The sequence below is a fragment of the Pseudomonas marincola genome (assembly GCF_900682675.2).
Classification (GTDB): domain Bacteria; phylum Pseudomonadota; class Gammaproteobacteria; order Pseudomonadales; family Pseudomonadaceae; genus Aquipseudomonas; species Aquipseudomonas marincola.
Genome location: NZ_LR215729.2, coordinates 4,428,720 through 4,453,666 on the forward strand (window position 1 = coordinate 4,428,720; position 24,947 = coordinate 4,453,666).

Annotated in this window: 25 protein-coding genes and 1 other RNA gene; 11 read left to right on the plus strand and 15 right to left on the minus strand. The window is 58.4% G+C overall.

The window, feature by feature from the left end; genetic code table 11:
- Positions 1-243: 243 nt before the first annotated feature.
- Positions 244-684, minus strand: a complete 441-nt coding sequence (locus PMYSY11_RS20250; RefSeq protein WP_150547853.1) for a hypothetical protein — start codon at positions 682-684, stop codon at positions 244-246.
- Between PMYSY11_RS20250 and trmL the strand changes: the two genes are divergently transcribed.
- On the plus strand, positions 683-1,165 hold the full coding sequence (gene trmL / locus PMYSY11_RS20255; protein ID WP_069898428.1) for a tRNA (uridine(34)/cytosine(34)/5-carboxymethylaminomethyluridine(34)-2'-O)-methyltransferase TrmL: 483 nt from the start codon (positions 683-685) through the stop codon (positions 1,163-1,165). The genes PMYSY11_RS20250 and trmL overlap by 2 nt on opposite strands.
- 10 nt (positions 1,166-1,175) lie before the next feature.
- On the opposite strand, the gene argA is transcribed toward trmL, so the two are convergent.
- From argA to PMYSY11_RS20275, 4 genes are all read right to left on the minus strand, one after another.
- Positions 1,176-2,474 (minus strand): amino-acid N-acetyltransferase, encoded by a 1,299-nt coding sequence (gene argA, locus PMYSY11_RS20260; RefSeq protein ID WP_069898429.1) that lies wholly within the window; start codon positions 2,472-2,474, stop codon positions 1,176-1,178.
- A gap of 111 nt (positions 2,475-2,585) precedes the next feature.
- The gene (gene argE / locus PMYSY11_RS20265; protein WP_150547854.1) at positions 2,586-3,740 is read right to left on the minus strand and encodes an acetylornithine deacetylase; all 1,155 of its coding nucleotides are present in this window, start codon (positions 3,738-3,740) and stop codon (positions 2,586-2,588) included.
- A gap of 127 nt (positions 3,741-3,867) precedes the next feature.
- The gene (locus PMYSY11_RS20270) at positions 3,868-5,136 is read right to left on the minus strand and encodes an inorganic phosphate transporter (RefSeq protein ID WP_090510094.1); all 1,269 of its coding nucleotides are present in this window, start codon (positions 5,134-5,136) and stop codon (positions 3,868-3,870) included.
- 36 nt (positions 5,137-5,172) lie between these two features.
- Positions 5,173-5,850 (minus strand): TIGR00153 family protein, encoded by a 678-nt coding sequence (locus PMYSY11_RS20275; RefSeq protein ID WP_150547855.1) that lies wholly within the window; start codon positions 5,848-5,850, stop codon positions 5,173-5,175.
- Positions 5,851-5,961: 111 nt separating this feature from the next.
- Here PMYSY11_RS20275 and PMYSY11_RS20280 point away from each other — a divergent pair, with 111 nt between their 5' ends.
- From PMYSY11_RS20280 to PMYSY11_RS20295, 4 genes are all read left to right on the plus strand, one after another.
- The gene (locus tag PMYSY11_RS20280; protein WP_150547856.1) at positions 5,962-7,326 is read left to right on the plus strand and encodes a CYTH domain-containing protein; all 1,365 of its coding nucleotides are present in this window, start codon (positions 5,962-5,964) and stop codon (positions 7,324-7,326) included.
- 178 nt (positions 7,327-7,504) lie between these two features.
- Positions 7,505-9,289, plus strand: coding sequence for a type IV pilus assembly ATPase TfpB (tfpB, locus tag PMYSY11_RS20285; protein ID WP_069898434.1), 1,785 nt, complete (start codon positions 7,505-7,507; stop codon positions 9,287-9,289).
- Positions 9,290-9,442: 153 nt separating this feature from the next.
- Positions 9,443-10,363, plus strand: coding sequence for an SPFH domain-containing protein (locus PMYSY11_RS20290; RefSeq protein ID WP_150547857.1), 921 nt, complete (start codon positions 9,443-9,445; stop codon positions 10,361-10,363).
- A 2-nt stretch (positions 10,364-10,365) separates the two neighbouring features.
- On the plus strand, positions 10,366-10,818 hold the full coding sequence (locus tag PMYSY11_RS20295) for an NfeD family protein (RefSeq protein ID WP_090510366.1): 453 nt from the start codon (positions 10,366-10,368) through the stop codon (positions 10,816-10,818).
- Positions 10,819-10,898: 80 nt separating this feature from the next.
- Here the strand turns inward: PMYSY11_RS20295 and gcvH are convergent, their stop codons facing one another.
- From gcvH to PMYSY11_RS20340, 9 genes are all read right to left on the minus strand, one after another.
- Entirely contained in the window at positions 10,899-11,282 is a 384-nt protein-coding gene (gene gcvH / locus PMYSY11_RS20300; protein WP_069898436.1) for a glycine cleavage system protein GcvH, read from the minus strand.
- 180 nt (positions 11,283-11,462) lie between these two features.
- On the minus strand, positions 11,463-12,545 hold the full coding sequence (gene gcvT / locus PMYSY11_RS20305) for a glycine cleavage system aminomethyltransferase GcvT (protein WP_150547858.1): 1,083 nt from the start codon (positions 12,543-12,545) through the stop codon (positions 11,463-11,465).
- A gap of 198 nt (positions 12,546-12,743) precedes the next feature.
- Positions 12,744-14,363 (minus strand): ABC transporter permease, encoded by a 1,620-nt coding sequence (locus PMYSY11_RS20310; protein ID WP_150547859.1) that lies wholly within the window; start codon positions 14,361-14,363, stop codon positions 12,744-12,746.
- A 75-nt stretch (positions 14,364-14,438) separates the two neighbouring features.
- Entirely contained in the window at positions 14,439-15,440 is a 1,002-nt protein-coding gene (locus PMYSY11_RS20315; protein WP_090510080.1) for an extracellular solute-binding protein, read from the minus strand.
- 124 nt (positions 15,441-15,564) lie between these two features.
- Positions 15,565-16,797, minus strand: a complete 1,233-nt coding sequence (locus tag PMYSY11_RS20320) for a 2-octaprenyl-3-methyl-6-methoxy-1,4-benzoquinol hydroxylase (RefSeq protein WP_172970643.1) — start codon at positions 16,795-16,797, stop codon at positions 15,565-15,567.
- 9 nt (positions 16,798-16,806) lie between these two features.
- Entirely contained in the window at positions 16,807-17,289 is a 483-nt protein-coding gene (locus PMYSY11_RS20325; RefSeq protein WP_069898441.1) for a DUF4442 domain-containing protein, read from the minus strand.
- 11 nt (positions 17,290-17,300) lie between these two features.
- Entirely contained in the window at positions 17,301-18,485 is a 1,185-nt protein-coding gene (ubiH, locus tag PMYSY11_RS20330; RefSeq protein ID WP_150547861.1) for a 2-octaprenyl-6-methoxyphenyl hydroxylase, read from the minus strand.
- Between the two features lie 4 nt (positions 18,486-18,489).
- The gene (gene pepP, locus PMYSY11_RS20335; RefSeq protein WP_150547862.1) at positions 18,490-19,824 is read right to left on the minus strand and encodes a Xaa-Pro aminopeptidase; all 1,335 of its coding nucleotides are present in this window, start codon (positions 19,822-19,824) and stop codon (positions 18,490-18,492) included.
- Positions 19,825-19,973: 149 nt separating this feature from the next.
- Entirely contained in the window at positions 19,974-20,528 is a 555-nt protein-coding gene (locus tag PMYSY11_RS20340; protein ID WP_150547863.1) for a YecA/YgfB family protein, read from the minus strand.
- A 264-nt stretch (positions 20,529-20,792) separates the two neighbouring features.
- Here PMYSY11_RS20340 and PMYSY11_RS20345 point away from each other — a divergent pair, with 264 nt between their 5' ends.
- From PMYSY11_RS20345 to PMYSY11_RS20360, 4 genes are all read left to right on the plus strand, one after another.
- Complete coding sequence (locus tag PMYSY11_RS20345) at positions 20,793-21,002, plus strand: TIGR02449 family protein (RefSeq protein WP_069898445.1); 210 nt, start codon at positions 20,793-20,795, stop codon at positions 21,000-21,002.
- Complete coding sequence (locus PMYSY11_RS20350; protein ID WP_069898446.1) at positions 20,999-21,313, plus strand: cell division protein ZapA; 315 nt, start codon at positions 20,999-21,001, stop codon at positions 21,311-21,313. Before PMYSY11_RS20345 ends, PMYSY11_RS20350 begins: the two co-directional genes overlap by 4 nt.
- Positions 21,314-21,343: 30 nt before the next feature.
- A non-coding RNA gene (gene ssrS / locus PMYSY11_RS20355) (6S RNA) lies at positions 21,344-21,522 on the plus strand.
- A gap of 57 nt (positions 21,523-21,579) precedes the next feature.
- The gene (locus tag PMYSY11_RS20360) at positions 21,580-22,176 is read left to right on the plus strand and encodes a 5-formyltetrahydrofolate cyclo-ligase (protein ID WP_150547864.1); all 597 of its coding nucleotides are present in this window, start codon (positions 21,580-21,582) and stop codon (positions 22,174-22,176) included.
- A gap of 95 nt (positions 22,177-22,271) precedes the next feature.
- Here the strand turns inward: PMYSY11_RS20360 and PMYSY11_RS22005 are convergent, their stop codons facing one another.
- Positions 22,272-22,400 carry a hypothetical protein gene (locus PMYSY11_RS22005; RefSeq protein ID WP_256547012.1) on the minus strand — a complete coding sequence of 43 codons (129 nt, stop codon included), beginning with the start codon at positions 22,398-22,400 and terminating at the stop codon, positions 22,272-22,274.
- A 192-nt stretch (positions 22,401-22,592) separates the two neighbouring features.
- On the opposite strand from PMYSY11_RS22005, the gene PMYSY11_RS20365 reads away from it, so the two are divergent.
- Positions 22,593-23,042, plus strand: a complete 450-nt coding sequence (locus PMYSY11_RS20365) for an EVE domain-containing protein (protein WP_069898448.1) — start codon at positions 22,593-22,595, stop codon at positions 23,040-23,042.
- A 51-nt stretch (positions 23,043-23,093) separates the two neighbouring features.
- On the plus strand, positions 23,094-24,935 hold the full coding sequence (locus tag PMYSY11_RS20370; RefSeq protein WP_150547865.1) for a sensor domain-containing diguanylate cyclase: 1,842 nt from the start codon (positions 23,094-23,096) through the stop codon (positions 24,933-24,935).
- Positions 24,936-24,947: the final 12 nt, after the last annotated feature.

The window sequence follows — 24,947 nt, forward strand, 5'->3', positions numbered from 1 at the left end:
AAACGGGCATGAAGCCCGTTTTTTATTTCAACGCCCAGTTTCGGCGCTTTATCGCGGTGCAGTGCACCCGTGCGGTTCACTTAAAAAACCCTGCAAATCATCCAGCGTCGCCGCAAATATTCAGCAAGTCACTGATTTATATGGATATTTATTTAAATTCAAAAGTTGGCATCGTATCTGCATTAAGTAAAGCATTCCCAGTTTCGGGGACCTTGGTACAGGCAGGCCGGGGAATCCCCTCTTTTATTCCTCCCGGAGGCTGACACTCAGCCTCCAACGCTTCTCAAGTTGCTCAAGACGCCAGTCACCGAGCAACCCTCGCGCCGCAAGAACCCTCAGTTGCAAACGCCGTTGCTGACGCTTGAGCCGCCAATTGGCAGGCTTGCCCGCTAACAACAGCTCGCCCTGCTGTTCACGCCCAAGGCTCTCGAACTCAAGCATGTAAGCGCCATCAAGAAGGCTTTCGCTGACCTGAGGCGCTTCGTTGAACCACAGATACAATCCGTTATCGACCACCTCGACCTGCTCCAGCCGGACAGCATCGGGGCGCAGCAAATCTCCGAACATCAGGCCGATTAAAAAGCCGAATATCGCCAGAGATGCAATAACCCTTAACCACGGACGCGGCCTTGGAGGCTTATCAGAGGTAGAATACTGCCCGCCTTCACGCTCGGAGCCGCGCATGTTTCACGTTATCCTTTTTCAACCAGAAATCCCGCCCAATACCGGCAACATTATCAGGCTCTGCGCCAATAGCGGCAGCCACTTGCACTTGATTGAACCGCTGGGCTTCGAGCTCGACGACAAACGCCTGCGCCGTGCCGGACTGGACTATCACGAATACGCCACGCTGAAGCGCTATCCGGACCTCGACAGCTGCTTGCAGGCGCTGGGCAATCCACGTGTGTTTGCCTTCACCACCAAAGGCACGCAGGCCTTTCACGAAGTGGCCTACAAGCCCGGTGACGCCTTTTTGTTTGGCCCGGAAAGCCGTGGCCTGCCGCAGGATGTGCGCGACGCACTGCCCGTTGAGCAATGCGTGCGCTTGCCGATGCGCGATGGTTGTCGAAGCCTGAACCTGTCGAACACCGTCGCGGTTGCGGTTTACGAGGCCTGGCGCCAGAACAACTTCAGCATGCCCGAGCAACCCGCTCCCGCGGAATAACGTTCGCTGCTTACAGCGCCTTCTCGAAGACCTTGGAGTTGCGCTGGAAGTTGTACAGCGATGCGCGGGCAGCAGGCAGGCGCTCGACGCTGCTGGGCACAAAACCACGCTCACGAAACCAGTGCGCGGTGCGCGTGGTCAGCACGAACAGGGTCTTCATGCCCAACGCTCTGGCCCGCGACTCGATCCGTGCCAACAGCTCATCGCCACGACCGCCGTGGCGATAGGCTGGATTGACCGCCAGGCACGCCAGCTCAGCAAAGTCCGAGTCTGCAATTGGATAAAGCGCGGCGCAGGCAATAATCAGCCCTTCGCGTTCGACAATGCTGAACTGCTCGATCTCGCGCTCCAGCACCTCGCGCGAACGGCGTACCAGAATGCCCTGATCTTCCAGCGGGCTGATCAGCTCGATCAAGCCGCCCACATCATCAATGGTCGCCTCGCGCAGAGACTCGAATTGCTCCTGCGCCACCAACGTACCGTTACCGGTGCGGGTGAACAGCTCGTTGAGCAGCGCACCGTCTTCGGCGTAGCTGACGATATGCGTGCGCCGCACTCCAGCCTTGCACGCCTGTGCAGCCGCCTCGAGCAGCTCTGCCTGATAGTTGCCAGCCAGACGCTGCATGTGTTGCGGCACCTGCTGGGGACGCAACTCGCGAATCAGCGCGCCATTTTCATCCAGCAGACCGCAGTCTGCCCCGAACAGCAGCAGCTTGTCGGCGCCCAGATCAATTGCAGCGCGGGTGGCAACGTCTTCACAGGCCAGATTGAAAATCTCTCCGGTGGGCGAATAGCCGAGCGATGACAGCAGCACGATACTGCGCTCATCCAGCAGACGGCCAATGCCCTTGCGGTCGACCCGACGCACTTCGCCGGTATGGTGATAATCCACGCCATCGACCACACCAATAGGCCGCGCGGTGACGAAATTACCGCTGGCAACCCGCAAGCGGGCGCCCTGCATGGGCGAGGCGGCCATGTCCATCGACAGACGCGCCTCAATGGCGATACGCAGTTGGCCAACAGCGTCGATTACGCACTCAAGGGTTGGCCCGTCTGTAACCCGCATGTCGCGGTGAAAATGTGGCGTGATGCCACGCGCATTCAGACGCGCCTCGATTTGTGAGCGCGAGCCGTGCACCAGCACCAGTCGCACACCCAGGCTGTGCAACAGCACCAGGTCGTGGACGATATTACCAAAGTTGGGATGAGCAACGCCCTCACCGGGCAACATCACCACAAAGGTGCAGTCACGGTGGGCGTTGATGTAGGGCGAAGCGTGGCGCAGCCAGTTGACGTAATCGTGCATGTAAGTGCCTGTGAAACATGAAAATTAAGGAGCCTTTGCAGGCTCATTCACTCCAGCAAAACGTACCGACCGGTTATCGTCGCAACTGCATCAACGGGGCGCTCCTCACATTCAGGGTTTAATCGGGGTCAGGCAATAGTGTTGTATCAGCTCACCCAACAGACGCACTGTCGGCTGCAAACGTGACATATCAAGGTACTCGCCGGGTTGGTGAGCGCAGTCGATATTGCCGGGGCCGAGCACCAGCGTCTCACAGCCAAGCTGCTGAAGATAAGGTGCTTCGGTGCCAAAGGCTACTGCTGCTGCAGTGTGGCCGGTGAGCCGTTCGGCAACGCGAACCAGCTCGCAGTCGGCATCCTGCGCGAACGGCGGCACACTCGGGAACAGCGGCGCATAGTCGATTTTGACCTGATGCAGCTCGGCCAGCGGCTGCAGCTTCTGGCGAATCGCCGCGCGCAGTGCCTCGGGTTGCATGCCCGGTAAAGGGCGCAAGTCGAACTCCAGCGAGCATTGCCCGCAGATGCGATTGGGGTTGTCGCCACCATGAATACAGCCCAAATTCAGCGTCGGTTGCGGCACAGTGAACTGGGCGTTGTTGAACTCGCTTTGCCACTGCTTGCGCAGTTGCTGCAATTCACCCATGACCGCCTGCATGGCTTCCAGCGCACTGTGACCGAGCGACGGGTCAGACGAATGGCCACTGCGCCCGAGAATGTCGATGCGCTCCATCATGATGCCTTTGTGCATGCGAATGGGCTTGAGGCTGGTCGGTTCACCAATCACCGCCGCCCGCCCCAGCGGCCTGCCCGCCTCGGCCAATGCGCGCGCACCGGCCATCGAGCTTTCCTCATCGCACGTTGCCAGAATCAGCAATGGCTGGCAGAAGCGCTGCTCAAGCAAAGGTTTCACCGCCTCGATGATCAAGGCAAAGAACCCCTTCATGTCGCAACTGCCCAAGCCGATCCAGCGGCCATCCGCCTCGGTCAATTTGAGCGGGTCGGTCTGCCACAACTCGGCATCGAACGGCACAGTATCGGTATGCCCGGCCAGCACTAAACCGCCAGGGCCGGAACCATAGCTGGCGAGCAGATTGAATTTGCCGGCAGAGACTTCCTGCACATCGCAGCTAAAGCCGAGATCTTCCAGCCACGCAGACAACAGCTCGATCACCGGCCGGTTGCTCTGGTCCCAGTTAGCCTGGGTACAGCTCACCGAAGGCGCAGCAATCAGCGCAGCAAATTGATCTTTGAAAGATGGCAGTGGCATCAGCAGTCTCCACGCAGGCGGCCTGGAAAACTATCGCAGGCCATTGGCCCCATCATAGAGGCAATGCGGGAGAAGATGGAACCGTGGGATTAACGACAGCCGCATTGCGCGGCTGTCGTTGGCAACATCAAACCGAGCCGAAAATAGCGCGCAAGATGAAGAAGAAGAAAATCGACAGTGCTGCGCCCACAGGCAAAGTAATCAGCCAGGACATGAAGATTTTGCCGATCACGCCCAGGTTCAGCGCACCGATACCGCGCGCGATGCCAACGCCAAGAACGGCGCCCACCAGCGTGTGAGTTGTCGATACTGGCAAGCCGATAGCCGAGGCGCCCACAACGGTGGTCGCCGTTGCCAGCTCGGCAGCGAAGCCACGGCTCGGCGTCAGTTCAGTGATTTCCTTACCGATGGTGGCGATTACCTTGTAGCCGTAAGTGGCCAGACCGATAACGATACCGACCGCACCCAGGAGCAATACCCAGCTTGGCAGAGCGGCTTTGGCGCCGACCATTTCGCCACCGGAATTGATTACCCCAACGATGGCCGCCAGCGGGCCGACGGCGTTGGCAACGTCGTTGGAACCGTGGGCGAACGCCATGGAGCAGGCGGTGAAGATCATCAGCACGGCAAAAACTTTTTCCACGCTGGCGAAGTGGAACGACTTGTCCGCTTCAACGTCGATCTTGATACGGCTGAGCAAAATGATGCCCAGCACCATGACACCAGTGCCCACGCCCAGCGAAACCAGGAAACCCTGAAACGCCGAGAGGTCCAGACCGATGTGCTTGAGGCCTTTGGTCATGGTCATGATCGACACCATGAAGCCGGTGGCAAACATGTACAGCGGCACGAAGCGCTTGGCGTTGGCAAAAGGATTATCGGTGTCGATGATCAACTTCTGCACGCTCATGAACACACCGAACGCGACCAGTCCGGACAGCACCGGCGAAACCACCCAGCTGGCGACAATCGGGCCAACACCGGACCAGTGCACGGCATCAAAGGACACACCCACCGCGGCGAAACCGATGACCGCACCCACAATCGAGTGAGTGGTCGAAACCGGCCAGCCCTTGGTCGATGCAATCAGCAGCCAGGTGCCCGCCGCAAGCAGCGCCGACATCATGCCCAGCACCATCAGCCCGGGACTGATCATCGACGCGTCGACAATGCCGCTTTTGATGGTTTCTGTGACCTGACCACCGGCCAGATAGGCGCCGGTGAACTCAAAGATCATGGCGATGAAAATCGCCTGCTTGATGGTCAGAGCCCTCGAGCCAACGGAGGTACCCATCGCGTTGGCAACGTCGTTCGCGCCGACGCCCCAGGCCATGAAGAAGCCGAAAATACAGGCAAGAACCAGGAGTACGATGCCGTAATCCGCAATCAGAGACATAAAATAATTCCGTTAATCCAGAAAGAACACTGGCGCTTAGCGCGCCAGCAGCTGCTCCAGTCGGTTACCGACACGCTCTGCGCGGTCAGCTACATCACCCAGCCACTCGATGACCTTGTAGAGGAACATCACGTCGACTGCAGGAAGGTCCTTTTCCAGTTTAAACAGCGCACGACGGATCGAAATCTGCATCACGTCGGTGTCACGCTCAATTTCTTCAAGCTCCATGACCATGGACTCAACCAGCATAGCTTCGCGGCCGCCAAAGCCGGCTTCGAGCAGCGAGTCGAGTTCTTTCATGGCTTTCAGGGCTTGCGCGCTGGCTTCAACACAGCGGCGCACGAAGGCAAGCATCTCAGGCTGCAGGGACGCCGGGATGGTCATGCTGCGGCCGAGCATCAGGCCGGCAATGTCCTTGGCACGGTTGGCGATTTTGTCCTGTACACTGAGCAGTTCAAGCAAGTCCGAACGGGGCACTGGCAAAAACAAATTCTTTGGAAGGTGCAGACGCACGCTTTTCTTGAGTTTGTCGGCTTCATTTTCGAGCCGAGCCATGTCCTGTTGTACCTGTTCAACTTTGGCCCAGTCTTCTGCCATAACGGCTTCAAAGAAGGGCACAAGGTTCGCCGCGCACTCGTGGGCTTTGGCGATGTGTTGCTGCATCGGTCCGATGGGTGAACGACCGAACAGGCTTACAAACGGATTGATTGGCATAGGGTGGACCCCTGATTTAAGAAGGCGGCAAGTATACGGATCAGTCCGGCAGCTCGCCAGCACGGTCATCGGCCTGTCACAAATTCATAGTAGGCGCAAAAAAACACCATCATGGTCAAAGAAACTGAAATCAAGCTGCGGGTTAGCCGCGAAACCCTTATTGCTCTGCAAGATCATCCGTTGCTGAAAAAGCGCAACAAGAGCGGTTGGGAGCCTCGCGAGCTATTAAACCAGTACTTCGACACGCCTGATCGTGACCTGGCTCAGGCGAAAGTCGCTTTGCGTTTACGCCGTGATGGCGATGCTTTCATTCAGACGCTTAAAACCCGAGGTCAAAGTGTAGCGGGTTTATCCGAGCGTAATGAGTGGGACTGGCATCTGGATAAAGCCAAACTCGACCTCAAGAAACTCGATGACACCTGCTGGCCGCAAGCCTTGGCCGAGCTCGACAAAAAGCAGCTCAAGCCGATCTTCACCACCGACTTCACCCGCCAACGCGCCGATATCGCCTGGGGCCGTGGTAAGAGCAAAGTGGTTATCGAGGCCGCACTCGACCTCGGTAAAGTGATTGCCGGCAAGCAGCAGGAAGAAATCTGCGAGCTGGAGCTTGAGTTGCGCCAGGGTGAACCCGAAGCGCTGCTGGAACTCGCCGCCGAACTGGCAGCCGACCTGCCTTTGATGCCGTGCGATATCAGCAAAGCCGAGCGCGGTTATCGCCTGTTTGATGCCGACAGCTATTCCCTGAGCCTGCCGGCGCCGGAACTGAACGCCGAGCAAAGCCTCGACGATGCCTTCACTGCACTGGCCTGGCACCTGCTGGGCAGCAGCCAGCGCTTGGCTGAGCAATACCGTTTCAACGGTCACTGGCGTTTGCTCAATGACTGGTTTGAACAACTGGTTTACTTGCGCGCTCTGCTCGGCAGCCTTGGCCAAGCGGCTCCGCGCGCCAGCAGCAGCGAACTGCGCCAACTGCTCGATGCCATGCTCAATGACTGGCGCCCACGCCTGCAGGCCGGTCAGGACGATGAAGCGGTGCGTAAAGCGGCCCCTGAAATGTTCGCAGAAGAGCTTAAGCAAACCCGCTGGGGCCTGTTTTCGCTGAACCTGTCCCGTTGGTTACTGGCTCGCAGCTGGACGGCCACACGCAACAACCGGGGTAATCGTCAGGGCGCAGCGCCTCTGGGCAACTGGCTGCCAACCCTGCTTGCCGAAGAAGGCCAGGCCCTGCAACTCAAGCGCTACCAGCAGCAGCCGGAAGATCTGGCCGAGCAAATGCCGCGTATCGAGCGTTTGCTGGCTTGGCTGAAACTGGCGCGAGGGGTGCTCGACGTAGCCGAAGTCGACCGCCTGTACGGTGAGCTGATCAAGTTTTATGCACTGGCCGCCAGCCCGATCAGCGAGGAAGTTCTGACTGATCGTCAAACGCAGGCGATCGCACTCAATAGCCTGAAGCCATGGCGCCAACTGGTTAAATAACCCCTGCCCGCCGCCGGTTTTCTGCCGGCGGCCTTTACCGCAGCCCCCGCGGCTGCGAGTAAAACCGCTGTGTTAGCTGCACATAGCTCGACTAATCTACAAAATTAGACCGGGCAGGCAGACAATCTGCATACTTGGCCTCACGCTTTGAGCCATCGTAATTTCTGCAGGGAGTCCCATGTCGGCATTATCCACCCCCACCCAGGATCGGGTACTGGACCTCGGCGACCTTTTGCGCGACCTGGTCAGCCAGGGTCGAATCGATCAGGACGACGCCGAAAAGTGCCTGGCCATACGCCGCAGCGCCACCCACAACCACCAGCATCCGCTGGAGTTTCTGGCCGCCCAGCAAGTTGCCGATGGCAAACATCCCGGCAAGATGCTCGACCTGGAAACCCTCACTGTCTGGCTGGCCGAGCACGTCAACCAACCTTACTTGCGCATCGATCCGCTGAAGATCGATGTTGCTTCGGTAACGCCGTTGATGTCTTACGCGTTTGCCCAACGGCACAAGATTCTCGCGGTATCGGCCACCTCCGATCTGGTCACAATTGCCAGCGCGCAACCGCTGGTAAGCAGTTGGGAAGCCAACCTGACCCACGTACTCAAACGGCCGATCAAGCGCGTTGTCGCCAACCCGAGCGATATTCAGCGCTACACCGTCGAGTTTTATCGCCTGGCCAAGTCAGTCACTGGCGCCACCGCTCAAGACATGAAAGTCAGCGGCATGGGCAACTTCGAGCAGTTGCTCAATCTGGGCAATCAGGATCAGGAGCCGGACGCCAACGACGCGCATATCGTCAATATTGTTGACTGGCTGTTTCAGTACGCCTTCCAGCAGCGCGCCAGTGATATCCACATCGAACCGCGTCGTGAACGCGGCAGCGTGCGTTTTCGTATCGATGGCGTGCTGCACACCGTTTACCAGTTCCCGCCGCAGGTCACCATGGCCGTGGTCAGCCGCCTGAAGAGCCTGGGACGGATGAACGTCGCCGAGAAACGCCGCCCGCAAGATGGCCGGGTCAAGACCAAAACCCCAGAAGGCGGCGAAGTCGAACTGCGCCTTTCAACCTTGCCGACCGCGTTCGGCGAGAAAATGGTCATGCGTATTTTTGACCCAGAGGTGCTGCTTAAAAGCTTCGATCAACTGGGCTTCTCGCAAGACGACCTGCGCCGCTGGGAGAGCATGACCAGCCAGCCTAACGGCATCATTCTGGTGACTGGCCCCACGGGTTCCGGCAAGACCACCACCCTGTACACCACGCTCAAGCAACTGGCGACCGAAGAGGTCAACGTCTGCACCATTGAAGACCCGATCGAAATGATCGAGACGAGCTTCAACCAGATGCAGGTGCAGCACAATATCGACCTCAACTTTGCCAGCGGCGTGCGCGCCCTGATGCGTCAGGATCCGGACATCATCATGGTCGGCGAGATTCGCGATCTGGAAACCGCCGAAATGGCAATCCAGGCGGCGCTCACAGGCCACCTCGTACTCTCGACGCTTCACACCAACGATGCGCCAAGCGCCATCACCCGCCTGCTCGAACTGGGCGTACCGCATTACCTGCTCCGGGCCACACTGCTCGGGGTAATGGCTCAGCGTCTGGTGCGTACGCTTTGCCCGCACTGCAAGGCGCCGGTCGAACTCGCCGAAGAAGACTGGCAGAACCTGACCAAACCGTGGAGCGCGCCGCTACCAACTGGTGCGCACACTGCCGTTGGCTGTCTTGAGTGCCGCGACACGGGTTACCGAGGCCGCGCCGGGGTGTATGAAATCATGTTGCTCAACGACGGCATCAAGTCCATGTTGTCGGCAGACACCGATCTGGTTGCCCTGCGCCGTCAGGCGTTCAAGGAAGGGATGCGCAGCCTACGCTTATCCGGTGCGCAAAAGGTTGCCGCAGGACTGACAACCATTACCGAGGTTTTAAGGGTCACGCCACAGAGCGAGCACAAATAACTGAGGTGGTGAGTGCGCAATTTTTGGCACAAATGCGCACTTAGTAGCAATCTGCCGCCGCGCATGAGAGAAATCGCGAGGTTGCTAACGCCCGCTTTATTCCAGCTGTGTTTAGATGCGCCCCGTCAGCACTGATCAACAAGGAACATCCACATGGAAATCGGCAGTGTCATCATTCTGTTTGTCGTCCTCGCGGTCGCCATTCTGTTTATGGGCTTCAAGGTGGTGCCACAAGGCTCGCAATGGACGGTTGAGCGTTTCGGCCGCTACACCAACACGCTGAAACCGGGCCTCAATATCATCGTGCCGCTGGTCGACCGTATCGGCCACAAGCTCAGCGTGATGGAAACCGTGCTGGATATCCCGCCGCAAGAAGTCATCAGCGCCGACAACGCCATCGTGCAGATCGACGCCGTGTGCTTTTCACAGGTGATCAATGCGGCGCAAGCGGCCTACGAGGTGAACAACCTTGAGCATGCTATCCGCAATTTAGTGATGACCAATATCCGCACCGTGCTCGGCTCGCTCGAACTCGATGCCATGCTCAGCCAACGCGATGCAATCAACGAGCGCCTGCTGCGTACCGTGGATGAAGCAACCGCGCCGTGGGGAATCAAGATCACCCGCATCGAAATCAAGGACATTACTCCACCCGCCGATCTGGTTAACGCGATGGCCAGCCAGATGAAAGCCGAGCGCCTCAAGCGTGCGCAGATTCTGGAAGCCGAAGGTTCGCGATCAGCCGCTATTCTCACCGCTGAAGGCAAGAAACAGGGGCAAATCCTCGAAGCTGAAGGCGAACGTCAGGCCGCTTTTCTGCAAGCAGAAGCGCGTGAGCGTGCAGCCGCCGCCGAAGCCGAAGCAACCCGTCTGGTCTCGGAAGCCATCGCCAGCGGTAACGTCCAGGCGATTAACTATTTTGTCGCACAGAAGTATGTCGACGCACTCGGCCAACTGGCCAGCGCCGACAACAGCAAGGTAATTCTGATGCCATTGGAAGCCAGCCAGATCATCGGCTCGGTGGGCGGAATCGGCGAAATTGTCAAAGCAACCTTCGGCGACAAGCAGGCTTAATGATGTTGAGTTTTTTACACCAGTTAACGTTTTGGGATTGGCTTGCGCTGGGCACGGTACTGCTGATTTTTGAAGTTTTCGGCGCCGGCGGTTACCTGCTCTGGGTCGGAATCGCCGCCGCAGGCGTTGGCCTGATCACCTTTCTCCTGCCGCAAACCCCGTGGGCTCTGCAGTTTATTCTGTTTGCCGTGTTGTCGATCCTGAGCGCTGTGCTTTGGTGGAAGCGCCAGCGCACCGCTGCCAAACCGTCGGATCAGCCCGGCTTGAATATGCGCGGCAGTGAATTGTTGGGTAAGGAGTTTGAGTTGTTCGAGCCCATCAGCAGCGGGCGCGGCAAGATCAAGGCAGGCGGTTCGATGTGGCTGGTCAGCGGCCCCGACATGCCCAGCGGCAGCAAGGTCAGAGTGATCGGGCAGGACGGCGTGATATTGCGGGTTGAAGCCGCGCAGGCCTGAACGCACAAGCTGTCACGCTGTTTGCTGCAGACAAAATAAAACCCCGGCACCGCAAAGTGCCGGGGTTTTATTTTTAACGATTACTCTTGCGCAGCGGTTTCGTACGCGGCGGCGTCCATCAACTTGTCCAGCTCGCTGGCGTCCGCCGGCTTGAGCTTGAAGAACCAGCTGCCGTATGGATCGCTGTTAACGCTTTCCGGGCTGTCTGCCAGCGCTTCGTTGATGGCGATCACTTCGCCGCCAACCGGTGCGTAGATGTCCGAGGCGGCTTTTACCGACTCAACCACACCCGCTTCCTGACCAGCAGACAGTGCCTTACCCACTTCTGGCAGCTCGATGAATACCACATCGCCCAAAGCTTCCTGAGCATGATCAGAAATACCTACAGTGACGCTGCCATCAGCTTCAAGGCGAGCCCATTCATGGCTGGCGGCGTAACGCAGATCGGCGGGAATGTTGCTCATGTGTCGTTCCTCGTAAGACGTGACGGCGACCGGGCCGTCTGGAAAATTTAGCAGGCCTTGGCCATACCGAAAGAAGATTGCTTGAAACGCTACCACAGTCAGGCCGCGCCAGCTCCCTGGCATGCCAAAAATTGCTCGACCACGTGTTACCTGAGGCTGAGCTTACACAAGGTATAACGGTTAAATCAGCGGTTTGCCATTTCGGACGAACTTCGGCGCTACAACGCGAACCGGATACCATTTGCCGCGAATTTCAACTTCTGCGCGCTCACTGGTGGCCAGCGGTACTCGCGCCAGTGCAATCGACTTGCCCAACGTTGGCGAGAAGCTGCCACTGGTAATTTCGCCTTCACCGACCTCGGCCACTCTCACCACCTGATGCGCCCGCAGTACGCCGCGTTCCTCCAGCACCAGACCGACCAGTTTGCTGTCGAGGCCCTGGGTACGTTGCTGCTGCAAGGCCGTGCGGCCGATAAAGTCGCGCTCCTCCGGCTCCCAGGCAATGGTCCAGGCCATGTTGGCTTCAAGCGGCGAGACGCTGTCATCCATGTCCTGACCGTACAGGTTCATCCCGGCTTCCAGGCGCAAGGTGTCCCGCGCGCCAAGCCCGATGACCGCGATACCGGCGCCGATCAGGTCGTTGAGTAAAGGCACCGCCTGCTCTGCCGGCAGAATCACCTCAAGGCCGTCTTCACCGGTGTAGCCGGTACGGGCAATAAACCACTCGCCTTCACTCACGAAGCTGTAAGGCTTGAGCGCGAGAATGATTGCCGCACGCGCCTGATTCACCAACTCTGAACAGCGGGCGCGCGCTTGCGGGCCTTGAATAGCCAACATGGCCAGGTCGTAGCGGGGCGTGATTTCAACCGCAAAGCGGCTGCCATGTTCACGCAACCACGCGAGATCCTTGACCCCGGTAGAAGCGTTCACCACCAGCCGGTAACCGCTCGCGGTGCGGTAGACGATCAGGTCATCAAGGATGCCGCCCTGATCGTTGAGCATGGCGCTGTAGAGGGCCTTGCCGACACCTTCAAGCCGGGCGACATCATTGGCCAGCACATAGCGCAAAAACGCTTCGGCCTGCTCGCCGGCGATGTCGATGATGGTCATGTGCGATACATCAAACACACCACAATCGCGTCGCACTTCATGGTGCTCATCAACTTGCGAGCCATAGTGTAACGGCATGTCCCAACCGCCGAAATCAACCATCTTGGCACCCAGTGCCAAATGCAAATCGTACAAAACTGTGCGCTGTCCCATGGGTGTCTCCTTCCGGGCTTGGCAAAGCTGTGGCTAAGTACTGAAGGCTTATGCAGCTAAAAATAAGGCTGCACGGCACGCTTCAACGGCCGGATGAAAATGGCAGGCCACAGCGAATGGCGCGCATTGTAGCCGCAAGGTCGAGGCGGGTCATCTCGACCTTTGTGGAGATGCACAATCGTTCACTCTAAGCTGAGTCTATTGGCCGTATCGTCGCGCCGATTTACGGATTAAACCGACCACCGGTAGCAGGCCGACCAGCACCAGTGTCAGCGCCGGCAATGCAGCCCGTGCCCACTCGCCCTCGCTGGTCATTTCGAAGACCCTGACTGAGAGCGTGTCCCAGCCAAACGGGCGCATCAGCAGCGTAGCTGGCATTTCCTTGAGCACATCGACAAATACCAGCAAGGCGGCCGACAGTGCACCGGGCACCAGCAGGGGCAGGTACACCCGAAAAAACAGCCCAACGCCGCCGACACCGAGGCTGCGCGAGGCTTCCGGGAGTGAAGGGCGAATCCGTGCCAGGCTGTTCTCCAACGGGCCGTATGCCACAGCCATGAAGCGAATCAGATACGCCAGCAGCAAGGCGCCAAGGCTGCCAAGCAGAATAGGCTTGCCGGAGCCGCCCAGCCAGTTGGACAGCGGGATCACCATTTCACGATCCAGATAACTGAACGCCAGCATGATCGCCACCGCCAGCATTGAACCCGGCAATGCATAGCCGAGATTGGCCAAACCGACGGTCGAATTCATCAGTCGCGTGGGCGTCATGCGCCGGGCAAAGGCCAGCATCAGGGCAACACACACGGTGAGCACAGCCGCTATCGAGCCAAGGTACAGGGTATGCAGGATCAGCGCGGTGTAACGCTCGTCGAGATCGAAGCGTCCGCGCTGCCAGAACCAACTTAGCAACTGCAACATCGGCACAACAAACGCGCAGGTAAAGACCAGGCCACACCAGGCGCTGGCAGCGAATGCTTTGCCGCCCTTAAGGTGATACAGCGCAGTGCCCCGCTGCCGTTCATTGCTCGGGCGGACCGCTCCACGGGCACGCCGCTCGCCATACAGCACCAGCATCACCGCTAACAGCAGCACGCTGGCCAGCTGGGTGGCGCTGGTCAGGCTGTAGAAGCCATACCAAGTCTTGTAAATGGCCGTGGTGAACGTATCGAAGTTGAACACCGACACCGCGCCAAAGTCCGCCAGCGTCTCCATGATGGCCAGCGCCAGCCCCGCGCCGATGGCAGGACGCGCCATTGGCAAAGCCACTCGCCAGAACGCTTGCCAGGGACTTTGTCCAAGCACCCGCGCGGCTTCCATCAAGCCCTTGCCCTGGGCCAGAAACGCATTGCGCGCGAGAAGATAAACGTAGGGATAGAACACCAGCACCAGCACGATAATCACGCCGCCGGTTGAGCGCACCCGGGGCATTCTCAGGCCACTGCCAAACCATTCGCGCAGCAGGGTTTGCAGCGGCCCGGAAAAATCCAGCAAGCCGACGAAAACAAAGGCCAGCACATAGGCAGGAATGGCGAATGGCAGCATCAGCGCCCAGTCCAGCCAGCGCCGTCCGGGGAACTCGCACAGGCTCGTAAGCCAGGCCAGGCTCACGCCGATCAGGGTCACGCCAACACCCACTCCCAACACCAAGGTGATGGTGTTGCCGATCAGCCGGGGCATTTTGGTTTGCCACAGGTGCGACCAGATCTCGCGGTCAATCTCGCCCCAACTCAACAGCATTACGCTTAACGGCAGAAGTACCAATGCTGCAACGGCAAAGGCCAGCGGATACCAGCGACGCTGGGCAGGATGAGACACGCAATATCCTCAGAACAAAAACACGAAACCCCGAACAAAGTCGGGGCGTCGAGTATAACCGTTAAGCGCTGCGTTTTAGTTCCAGCCAGCGCGATCCATCAACATGATTGCTTCAGCCTGGCGCTTGCCCGCTACTTCAACTGGAATCGAGTCAGCCTTGAAGGTGCCCCATGCCTGAACTTCAGCAGACGGTTCAATCTTCGGGTTGGCCGGATATTCCTGATTGAGGCCGGCGAACAGGCCCTGCGCTTCTTCACCAGTCATCCACTCCAGCAGCTTCTGTGCAGCTTCAGGATGCGGTGCGTTAAGCGTTACGCCAGCGCCGGCAAGGTTAACGTGAACGCCGCGATCAGCCTGATTTGGCCAGAACGGCTTGACCTTGAAGTTCGGGTTGTCTTTGTGCAGACGGCCGTAGTAATAGGTGTTGGTGATGCCGACATCACACTGCCCGGCGTCGATGGCCTGCAGCAAAGCCGTGTCATCGGCAAATACGTCGGTGGCCAGATTGTTGACCCAACCCTTGATGATTTCTTCGGTTTTTTCCGCGCCGTGAGTCTCGATCAGCGTGGCTGTCAGCGACTGGTTATAAACCTTCTTGCTGGTACGCAGGCACAGACGGCCTTCCCAGTTCTTGTCGGCCAGAGCTTCGTAGGTCGACAACTCTTTAGGATCAACCCGCTCGGTCGAGTAGAAGATAGTCCGCGCGCGCAGTGAAAGACCGGTCCAGCTACCTGTGCTGGAGCGATACTGAGCCGGGATGTTGGCATCGATTACGGATGACTTCAGTGGCTTCAGAACGCCCTGCTGCTCGGCCTGCCAGAGGTTACCGGCGTCGACAGTGATCAACATGTCGGCGGGAGTATTCTCGCCCTCGGCCTGGAGGCGCGCCAACAGTGGCGCTTCTTTGTCGGTGATGAACTTGACTGGCACACCGGTCTTGGCGGTGTAGGCATCAAAAACAGGCTTAATCAGCTCGTCGATACGCGCGGAGTAGACCACGACCTCATCGGCTGCCTGGGCGGCTCCGGCAAAGGCTGTGAGTGAAAGTGCGGCGAACAGTTGCTTGTTAAGCTGCATGAAATCCTGCCTCTTTATTAAGGTCGTGATAAAGCCAGGCACAAATGATAGTTACTTGCATCTAGATTCTCAACAAACCCACATTTGGCAAGTGTAACAGCGGATTACTTCCTGTCAGCGACGCTCAGGGCCGCGCTAAATCGGGCAAATCCCCGACCAGACCCAACGCCTGACGGACGAACAATGCCTTGGCTTCAGGCAAATCATCGACCCACTTCAAACCGCTGTTGCGCAACCAGCGCACGGGCAACGGGTCGGCCTGAAACAAGCGCTGAAAGCCTTCCATCGCCGCCATCATGGCCAGATTGTGCGGCATGCGCCGACGCTCGTAGCGGCTTAATACACGCTCATCGGCCAGCGACTCGCCGCGCTCATGAGCGCGCAACAGCACTTGCGCCAATACCGCTGCATCGAGAAAACCCAGATTGACGCCCTGACCCGCCAGCGGATGAATGCTGTGCGCGGCATCGCCGACCAGCGCCAGACCGGGCTCGATATAGCGTTTGGCGTGGCGCTGGCGCAGCGGGATACACATGCGCCGATCGGCATGCTCTACCGTGCCAAGGCGATGCTCGAAGGCCTTGCCCAACTCGACACAGAACTGGGCATCATCGAGCGCCATCAACCGCTCGGCTTCAACCGGCGTGGTTGACCAGACAATCGAACACCAGTTTTCCCCCGCCATCGGCGAGTCAGCCGGTGCATGCAGGGGCAGAAAAGCCAGCGGACCGTCATCGGTAAAACGCTGCCATGCCGTCGCCTGATGCGGCTGGGAACAGCGCACGCTGGTGACGATAGCGTGATGCAGGTAATCCCACTCACGCGTTGCACAACCGGCAAAGCGACGCACCGTCGAGTTGGCGCCATCGGCAGCGATCAACAGCGGAGCCCGCAATTCGCGGCCGTCTTCAAGTGTCAGCAGCCAGTCGTCACCCGAGCGGCGCATTTGCGCCAGTCGCGAGTTAGCGAGCAGACCAATATTGCTCTCAAGCAATCCTTCAAGCAGCGCATCCTGCACCACCCGATTTTCGACAATATGCCCCAGCGTTTCGGCATGCACGCTGGCCGCACTGAAATGAATATTGCCGGTACCGGAACCATCCCAGACCTGCATATCGCGGTAGGCACTGCTGCGCCGTGCAGCAATTGCGGGCCATACATCAAGGCGTTCAAGAATCCGCTGACTGGCCACAGACAACGCGCTCACCCGCGGCTCAAAGGCGCTGTCGGGCGCGAAAGGTTTGACGCTGAGGTCTCCCCCATCGACCAGAAGAATTTCCAGACCACTGTCTCGCAGCGCCAATGCCAATGCACTGCCTACCATTCCGGCGCCGACGATAATCAGATCAGCTTGCATGTGTATTCCTTAAGCCGCTTGCTGAACGCGCTGCTTGAGCCGCACGTAGAGTGTCTTGTGAACGCGGGCGACCAGCGTGCCCTGAGCATCGCGCACCTCGACCTGCAACTGCGGCAGGTATTTACTGCCATCAGCGGTGCGCGCACGAATATCGTCAAGCAGGTGGTTATCAATGCTGAAATCGGCATACACCGGGCCTTTGCCCGGTGCGATGAAATCAATATTGGCGGCCTTGTCCCAGACAATGTAATCGCGGCCCAAGTTCTCCATTACCAGCAACATGAAGAACGGGTCGGTCATCGAATACAGGCTGCCGCCAAACTGGGTACCGACATAATTGCGGTTATACCAGCCAAGGCCCATCTTCACGCGGGCCTGTTGGAAGTTGTCGCTGATGTGCCGCACGCGCACGCCAGCGCCCAGATACGGCGGATAAAAATTCATCGCCCAGCGCAGTAAGCGCGCCTTACGGGCCATTTTCTTGCTGCTCATTCGTTCACTCACTAGTCGCCACGCGTGCCGATGCCCATAGCCTGGCGGGCAAACCAACGCTTGGCCGGCGGCAATAAATCCAGTCCTAGCAACCCGAGGTTGCGACCTGTGGCTTGCAAGGGCTGGCTGTTGCTGAACAGCCGCGTGACCTGATCAGAAAAGCCCACGGTCAGTTGCTGATCAAGCCGTTGCTTGCGCAAATAAGCCTGCAAGGTTGCCAGCGCGCCCAGTGGTTCCGTGCTTGCGATGAGCGTATCGGCCAGCGCCATGGTATCGCGCAGCGACAGGTTATAGCCCTGCCCCGCAATCGGATGCAGGCTGTGCGCGGCATTGCCCAGCACCACCAGATTTGCGCGAACCTGTTCCTGCGCCTCAACCAGCGACAACGGGTAAAGATGACGTTCGCCGACCTTCTCCAGCGCGCCCAGCCGATAGCCAAAGGCAAGCTGCAATTCGCTGAGAAACGCGGCGTCCGATGCGTCAAGCAAGCGCTCGGCATCGGCAGCAGAGCGGGTCCAGACCAGCGCGCAACGCTTGTCGGCGAGCGGCAGCATGGCCATCGGGCCTTCTTCGGTGAAGCGCTCGAACGCCTGTCCGCAATGCGATTCGCGCGGGCTGATGTTGGCAATCAGCGCGGTCTGGCCATAAGGCGTGGTTTTCACCGTCACGCCCAACTGCTCACGCAAACCGGAACGACCGCCGTCAGCCAATACCGCTAGATCACACTCAAGGGTTGAACCGTCGTCCAGTGTCAGTTGGTAGCCATCGGCCAGCGTTTGCATGCGCGTGACCTGTGCCGGACTGCGCCATGTCACCACTTGCTGATCCATCGCCTGCCACAGGCATTCGCCGAGCCAGGCGTTTTCGACCACATAACCAAGCGCCGGCACGCCCTCTTCCTGAGCACTCAGGCGCGCCGCTGCAAAACGGCCCTGATCGGAGACGTGAATGTGTTTAATCGGCTCGGCACGCTTGCTGATCTGCTGCCACAAACCGAGGCGCAGGTAGATCTGCTGCGTGCCGTAGGAAAGCGCCGTGGAGCGGGCGTCATAACTCGGTTGATAACCGCTACCCGGGGTAAACGGCTCGATCAGGCAGATCGTCCAGCCGCGCACCCTGGCCTCGGCCTGCAGAGCCAGAGCCAAGCTGGCGCCAACCAGACCGCCGCCAACGATTGCGATATCGACCCGTGACATAAGGTTAAGCCACCTCGGCGCGAGCCGCCGCCATCAGCGCTTCGATCTCGGCGACGGTTTTCGGGCAATCCTTGGTGAGGATTTCGCACCCGTCACGCGTCACCACCACATCGTCTTCAATGCGCACACCAATGCCGCGCCACTTTTTGGCCACGTTCTGGTTATCCAGCCCAATGTAGATACCCGGCTCAACGGTCATTGCCATGCCGACCTCAAGCACGCGCCATTCACCGCCGACTTTGTAGTCGCCAACATCATGTACATCCAGCCCCAGCCAGTGGCCGGCACGGTGCATGTAAAACGGCTTATAGGCTTCGGTCGCGATCAATTCGTCGACGTCACCCTGAAGGATACCCAGCTCGACCAAACCCGCAGTAATCACCTGCACGGTGGCTTCATGCGCCTGGTTCCAGTGCTTGTCGGGGCCAATTTCAAGGAAGGCGGCTTCCTGCGAGGCCAGCACCAACTCGTAAATAGCCTTTTGCTCGGGCGAAAACGTGCCGCTGACTGGGAACGTTCGGGTGATATCGCTGGCGTAGCAGTCGATTTCGCAACCGGCATCAATCAGTACCAGATCACCGTCTTTAAGGGCCGCATCGTTTTCGTGGTAATGCAGAATGCAGGCATTCTTGCCCGCCGCGACGATGGAACCGTAGGCCGGCATCTTCGCCCCGCCCTTGCGGAACTCATAGTCCAGTTCGGCTTCGAGGTGAAACTCGAACAGGCCAGCGCGACTCGCCTGCATGGCGCGAACGTGTGCACGCGAAGAGATAGCCGCGGCCTCACGCATCACCTTGACCTCGTTGCTGCTCTTGTAAAGGCGCATGTCATGCAGCAAATGGTCGAGGGCGACAAACTCATTCGGTGGCTGAGCCCCCTGACGCGCTTTGGAGCGGATCACATTGATCCACTCCATCAGGTGACGATCGAATTCCTGATTGGTGCCCATGGCGTAGTACACACGCTCACGGCCTTCGATCAGCCCCGGCAGAATGTCGTCGATATCGCCAATCGGAAACGCGTCATCAGCGCCGTATTGGCTGATTGCACCATCCTGCCCGGCACGCAGGCCATCCCACAGCTCACGCTCGGGATCACGTTCGCGGCAGAACAAGACATATTCGCCATGCTCGCGGCCCGGAATCAGGGCAATTACGGCTTCCGGCTCGGGGAATCCTGACAAGTACTGAAAGTCGCTGTCCTGACGGTAGATATGCTCAACGTCACGGTTACGGATGTAAACCGGCGCAGCAGGCAGAATTGCGATGCTGTTGGGTTCCATCTGATCCATCAACGCTTTGCGTCGACGGGCAAATTCCGACTTGGGGATTCGAGTCATGGGCAAGCAGGTCCATTAAGTTAGTAGAAGTAGCACGGGGCCCGGCAGGTTGGGCGCATGGCCTGTGGATAAAACCGCTGCGCCAACATCATCCCGTCAAGCCTCAACCAGACACGGCCAAGTCAGGCTTGGCCATGCTCGCCGCCGTTTCAGTGCAGCGACGGCTTTTCGACCGGCGCAACCGGCTTGGCGCACTCGCTGAACAGCAGCAATGGAGCAACCCGCAGGTATTCCATTACTTCCATATAGTCGTTTTCGCCGTCTTCGGACTCTTCAAGCGCATTCTGCACCTGAGCGATGGCCGACAGGTCTTGCAGAACTTCCATGGCCTCGGCGCTCAGCGCCGCATCGCCAGCGGTCAGCCCGAAGCCGCCAAGGAAACCCTGACACCACTGGCCCAAGGCCACGGCACGCTCGCTCAGCGGCGCCTCATCGGACGGCAACAGCAGCACCAAAGTGACGTCACTGCCGGTCAACTCAGTTTTGACCATTTCCTGCAAACCCAGCAGTGCCTGGCGCACAGTACCTTCAGGAGCCGCGCCGAGCAGCTCGGCAGCATCGACCAGCCATGGGTCTGTGGCAAAGCCTGCGCCTGCACAGCTACGGCCCAGCAGCAGCCCTTGCAGCTCAGCGGGAGAGACAGAAAAACCGTTGCTGGTCAGCAAAGCGGCGAATGCGGTGTACGGAGAACTAGAAGTTGGCATAGATAACTAGGCGCCAGACGGCGCAATCACTAGAATGGAGGTCCCGTATCCTAGCACCGGCAAGCGCGCGAAGACTATCGGGTGCGGCCATCGGTCTGTGTCTGGTTTAACCGCCAAGGCGCACAATTGAACAAAACCGCTGCACATTTTTGCCACGCACGCCGACATGCACAGCGCTACATGCCTAAAATTGGTTGTAGAGGTTTGACCGCTTGCCCAGTCAGACCTATATAGTCCGGTCAATACTTGCCTTTGCGAGCCCACATGGAAGATCCAAACCTGCAAGCCCTGACATCCAAGCTGGAGCTACTGATCCAGCGGGTTGAACAGCTCAAAGTGCAAAACCGACAGCTCCTGGCGCATGAGCAAGCGTGGCGTGAAGAACGCGCTCATCTAATTGAAAAGAACGAATTGGCCCGACACAAGGTCGAATCCATGATTTCGCGCTTGAGAGCCTTGGAGCAAGACACATGAGTCAATCAAATACGGTTAACGTACAAATTCTCGATAAAGAATATTGCATCGCCTGCCCAGCCGACGAACGGGCCAATCTGGAAGGCGCCGCGCGCTATCTGGACGGCAAGATGCGCGAGATCCGCAGCAGCGGCAAAGTCATTGGTGCCGACCGCATCGCCGTGATGGCTGCGCTCAACATCACCCACGAATTGCTGCACAAACAGCAGAACCTCGACTACCAATCGAGCTCGACCAAAGAGCACGTGCGCACGCTGCTAGAGCGGGTCGATCAGGCGCTGGCTGCCGACGAAGAACATCGCGGGGCCTGAAAAACTGATTTGATTCGGGTATACTGGCCCCGCTCCCTGAAGTGTGCGCCAGTTGGTCATGTCCCTGAGCCGATACGCACAACCCCGGGGGTTGCAAGCCGGGGCCGGTGTGCATGTCCGCCTGACGGAAAGCCTTAACGCCTCCTTCAACCTCCACCTTGAACTTTCGGGTTCAAGGGCTACACCGACAGCGGCACGTCGGGGGGTCCTAATTTTCTCTGCTGCTGCCTCGATTGACTGCGCAGCAGCAGCGCCCAGGCATCAACATGCTTGAATCGAACAACCTCTCCCGCCAGCAACTGCGTCGCCAGCTTCGTCAAGCCCGACGAGCACTTGGCCGCCACGCCCAACGGCAGGCCAGCCTTGGCCTCTACCGCCAGCTAGCGCAAAACCCAGCCTGGCGTCGCGCCCGACACATAGCCCTGTACTTACCCAACGACGGTGAAATAGACCCGCAACTGCTGCTGCGCGCGGCGCAGCGTCAGGGTAAGGCAACCTATCTGCCAGTTCTGAGTGCATGGCCACGCACCAAAATGGTGTTCCAGCGCATACGCCGTGGCGAAGCACTAACACCCAATCGCTTTCGCATACTCGAACCACGCCGCAACCTGCACCTGCAGCGCAAGGTCTGGGCGCTGGATCTGGTGTTGATGCCGTTGGTGGGTTTCGATGATCAGGGCGGCAGGCTGGGCATGGGTGGCGGCTTTTACGACCGCAGCCTGGCCTACAAGGCGCGCCGCAAGAGCGCGAACAAACCCATGCTGCTAGGGCTCGCCCACGCCTGCCAGCAAGTCGACCAACTGGCGTTGGCGAGCTGGGACGTGCCGCTGAATGCGACGGTGACAAATAAGGGCTGGTTCTGACATTTAGCGCCGGAGCCAGGGCGCAAGTTCCCTGACCCACTGCTTGCGAGGCCGCATTCCTTGCGGCGTGAATTTCTTGGTCCGCGGATTAGCGCTTATTCAGTGCGACTCACAGAAACAGTTTCGTTTTGTTTGTCCCAAAGGCTTTGCGTGTATCCGGTGGTGACGATTCCCAAAGTAAAAAGAACGACCAAAACCCACAACATATCTGGTTTACGTTTCATTGAATGCCTCCCCCTTCGAGGCATACTGCGCACGTTGGACCGTGCGACAATTATTGTTATCGGTTAACAGTATTACTGCTGGTACCAGTCGGCATTCCATGCCAAAGCCATAACAGCATTTAGAACTGCACACATAACCCGGGCCGATGACTGGCCTACTGAGTCAATGACCTGATTAACGGAGCAAAGTTCATGCCCAATTGGCTAATGAAATCTGAGCCAGATGAGCTTTCAGTGTCTGCATTACAGCGCCTCGGCGAAGCGCGCTGGGATGGTGTTCGCAATTATCAGGCACGAAATTTCCTGCGCAAAATGCAAACAGACGAACTGTTCTTTTTTTATCATTCAAGCTGCCCGGAACCGGGTATCGCCGGAATCGGCCGGATAAGCCGCGAAGCTTATCCAGACCCGACTGCGCTCGATCCTGAAAGCCATTATTACGACCCCAAAGCGACCGCGGAGAATAATCCCTGGAGCGCTGTCGATGTGCAGTGCGTCGAGGTATTCAGCAGAGTCATCGCATTGTCGCGCTTGAAAACTCAGAGCGCACTCGAGGAACTGGCACTGGTAAAAAAGGGCAGTCGTCTGTCTGTTATGCCCGTTAGCGAAGAACAGTGGCTGGCCGTACTGACAATGCGTTGAGCCAATAGCGGCAATATGCTATTACACAGACTGTTTTAGCGGATGGACTTTATGGCGCAGCATTATCGGCACTCGTGGCCAGCACGCATTGCTATTGCAGCCCTGTTTCTGGGGTTGGGCATAGCCAGCGTTAAGCTATGGCGCCAAATGCAGACCAGCGAACAGGAGCATATCCGCGAAGTTGTCCGTTATGAGGCAACTAATCTGGCCAGCCAGCTTGAACACGGCCTGCACGATCAATCTCAAGGACTGCTCAGGGTAGCGAACCTGTGGAACCAGCTTGGCCGCCTGCCCGAGCAACAATGGCGGCTCGACAACCAGTTTTCACTCGACAATTTCCAGGGCTACCAAGCCATTCAATGGCTGGGCCCCGACTTGCACATGCGCTGGATCTTGCCGCTGGCCGGCAACGAGGCCGCCATAAACTTTGTGCTGACGCCTGATCATCCCAACTACCCGCTGGCAATGTTAGCCAAAAGCACTGGCAAGGCGCGCTTTTCCAACAGCTTCGCATTGGTTCAGGGTGGCCGCGGCTTTGTTCTTTACACCCCGTTGCAGATCATGGACGAGCAGCAAAAGCCGGTCTTCGACGGTTTCTTGCAGGCCGTATTCCGGGTTGAAAACCTGATGGATAACCTGCTCAAGAACATCGATAAGAATAAATTCAGCGTCTATCTGGAAGAATTCGACAAACCCATCTACAGCCGCGAGCAGGGCATTACGGTCGCCAGCCTGCAACAGAAGATCCCCCTGCACCTGATCAACAACCAAAACTACTCGCTTCGCCTGCGACCCAGTGCGCAGTGGGTTGCCACACTCTCCAGCAACCTGCCGACCTTCGTGCTGGTCGCAGGCCTGACCATCAGCACCCTGTTCACCGCCGCGCTGAGCCTGGCGCTTAGTAATAGACGCCGGGCGCGTGAGTTAAAAGCCGGTAACAAGCGCCTAAACGCCGAGGTCACACGACGCGAACAAGTCGAGCAGGTACTGCGCAGCAGCAGTGAACGCCTGCAATTGGTGCTGGACCTGACGGGCTCGAGCAAAGACGGGCTGTTTATTATCGACCCGCAAAATCGCGACATTCTGTACATGAACCCCGCCACCTACAGCGCCCTCGGCTACAGCGAGCAGGGTTTCATCAAGCTGTTCAAGGACAAACCCGAACAGGTTATTCGCGACTATGCGCAGTGGATCGCCAATGTCCGCAAGGCCCAGACCAGCGAGCACTCAAGTATTTTTCAACAGTACATGCGCCGCTTCGATGGTAGCTTTCAGGCCGCCGAGATCAGCGCACAGCTGGTCAATGTCAGCGGCCATGAATACCTGATCGGGGTTTCTCGCGACAACAGCGAGCGCCTCAAGCTTGAGCAACAGCTGCAAACGCTCAGCCAACTAGATGGCCTGACTGGCCTCTTCAACCGCCGCTATTTCGATAATCAGTTGGGCGGCGAGTGGCGGCGCCTACGCCGCGAGCATTTACCGCTGACGCTGATGATGATCGACATCGACTACTTCAAAGCCTACAACGACCAACTCGGTCATTTGGCCGGCGACGATGCCCTGCGCCGAATTGCAGAACTGCTCAAGGGTTGCCTGCAACGTGAAGGCGATACCGCCTGCCGTTATGGCGGCGAAGAGTTTGCGATCATCCTGCCAAACACCCCGGCAGAAGGCGGCAGGCATCTGGCAGAAAGAATTCACGACAAACTCGCAGAATTGCAACTCGAGCATCCGGGCAGCCCGCTTGAGCGCCTGACAGTCAGCATTGGCATTGCCTGCGTTCAGGCCAACGAGACCGAGTTACCGGATGATCTGATCGCGCGCAGCGACAAGGCGCTGTATCAAGCCAAGCATCAGGGCCGCAACCAGACGTGCGTGTGGCGCCAACCCTGAATCCGTGGTGCT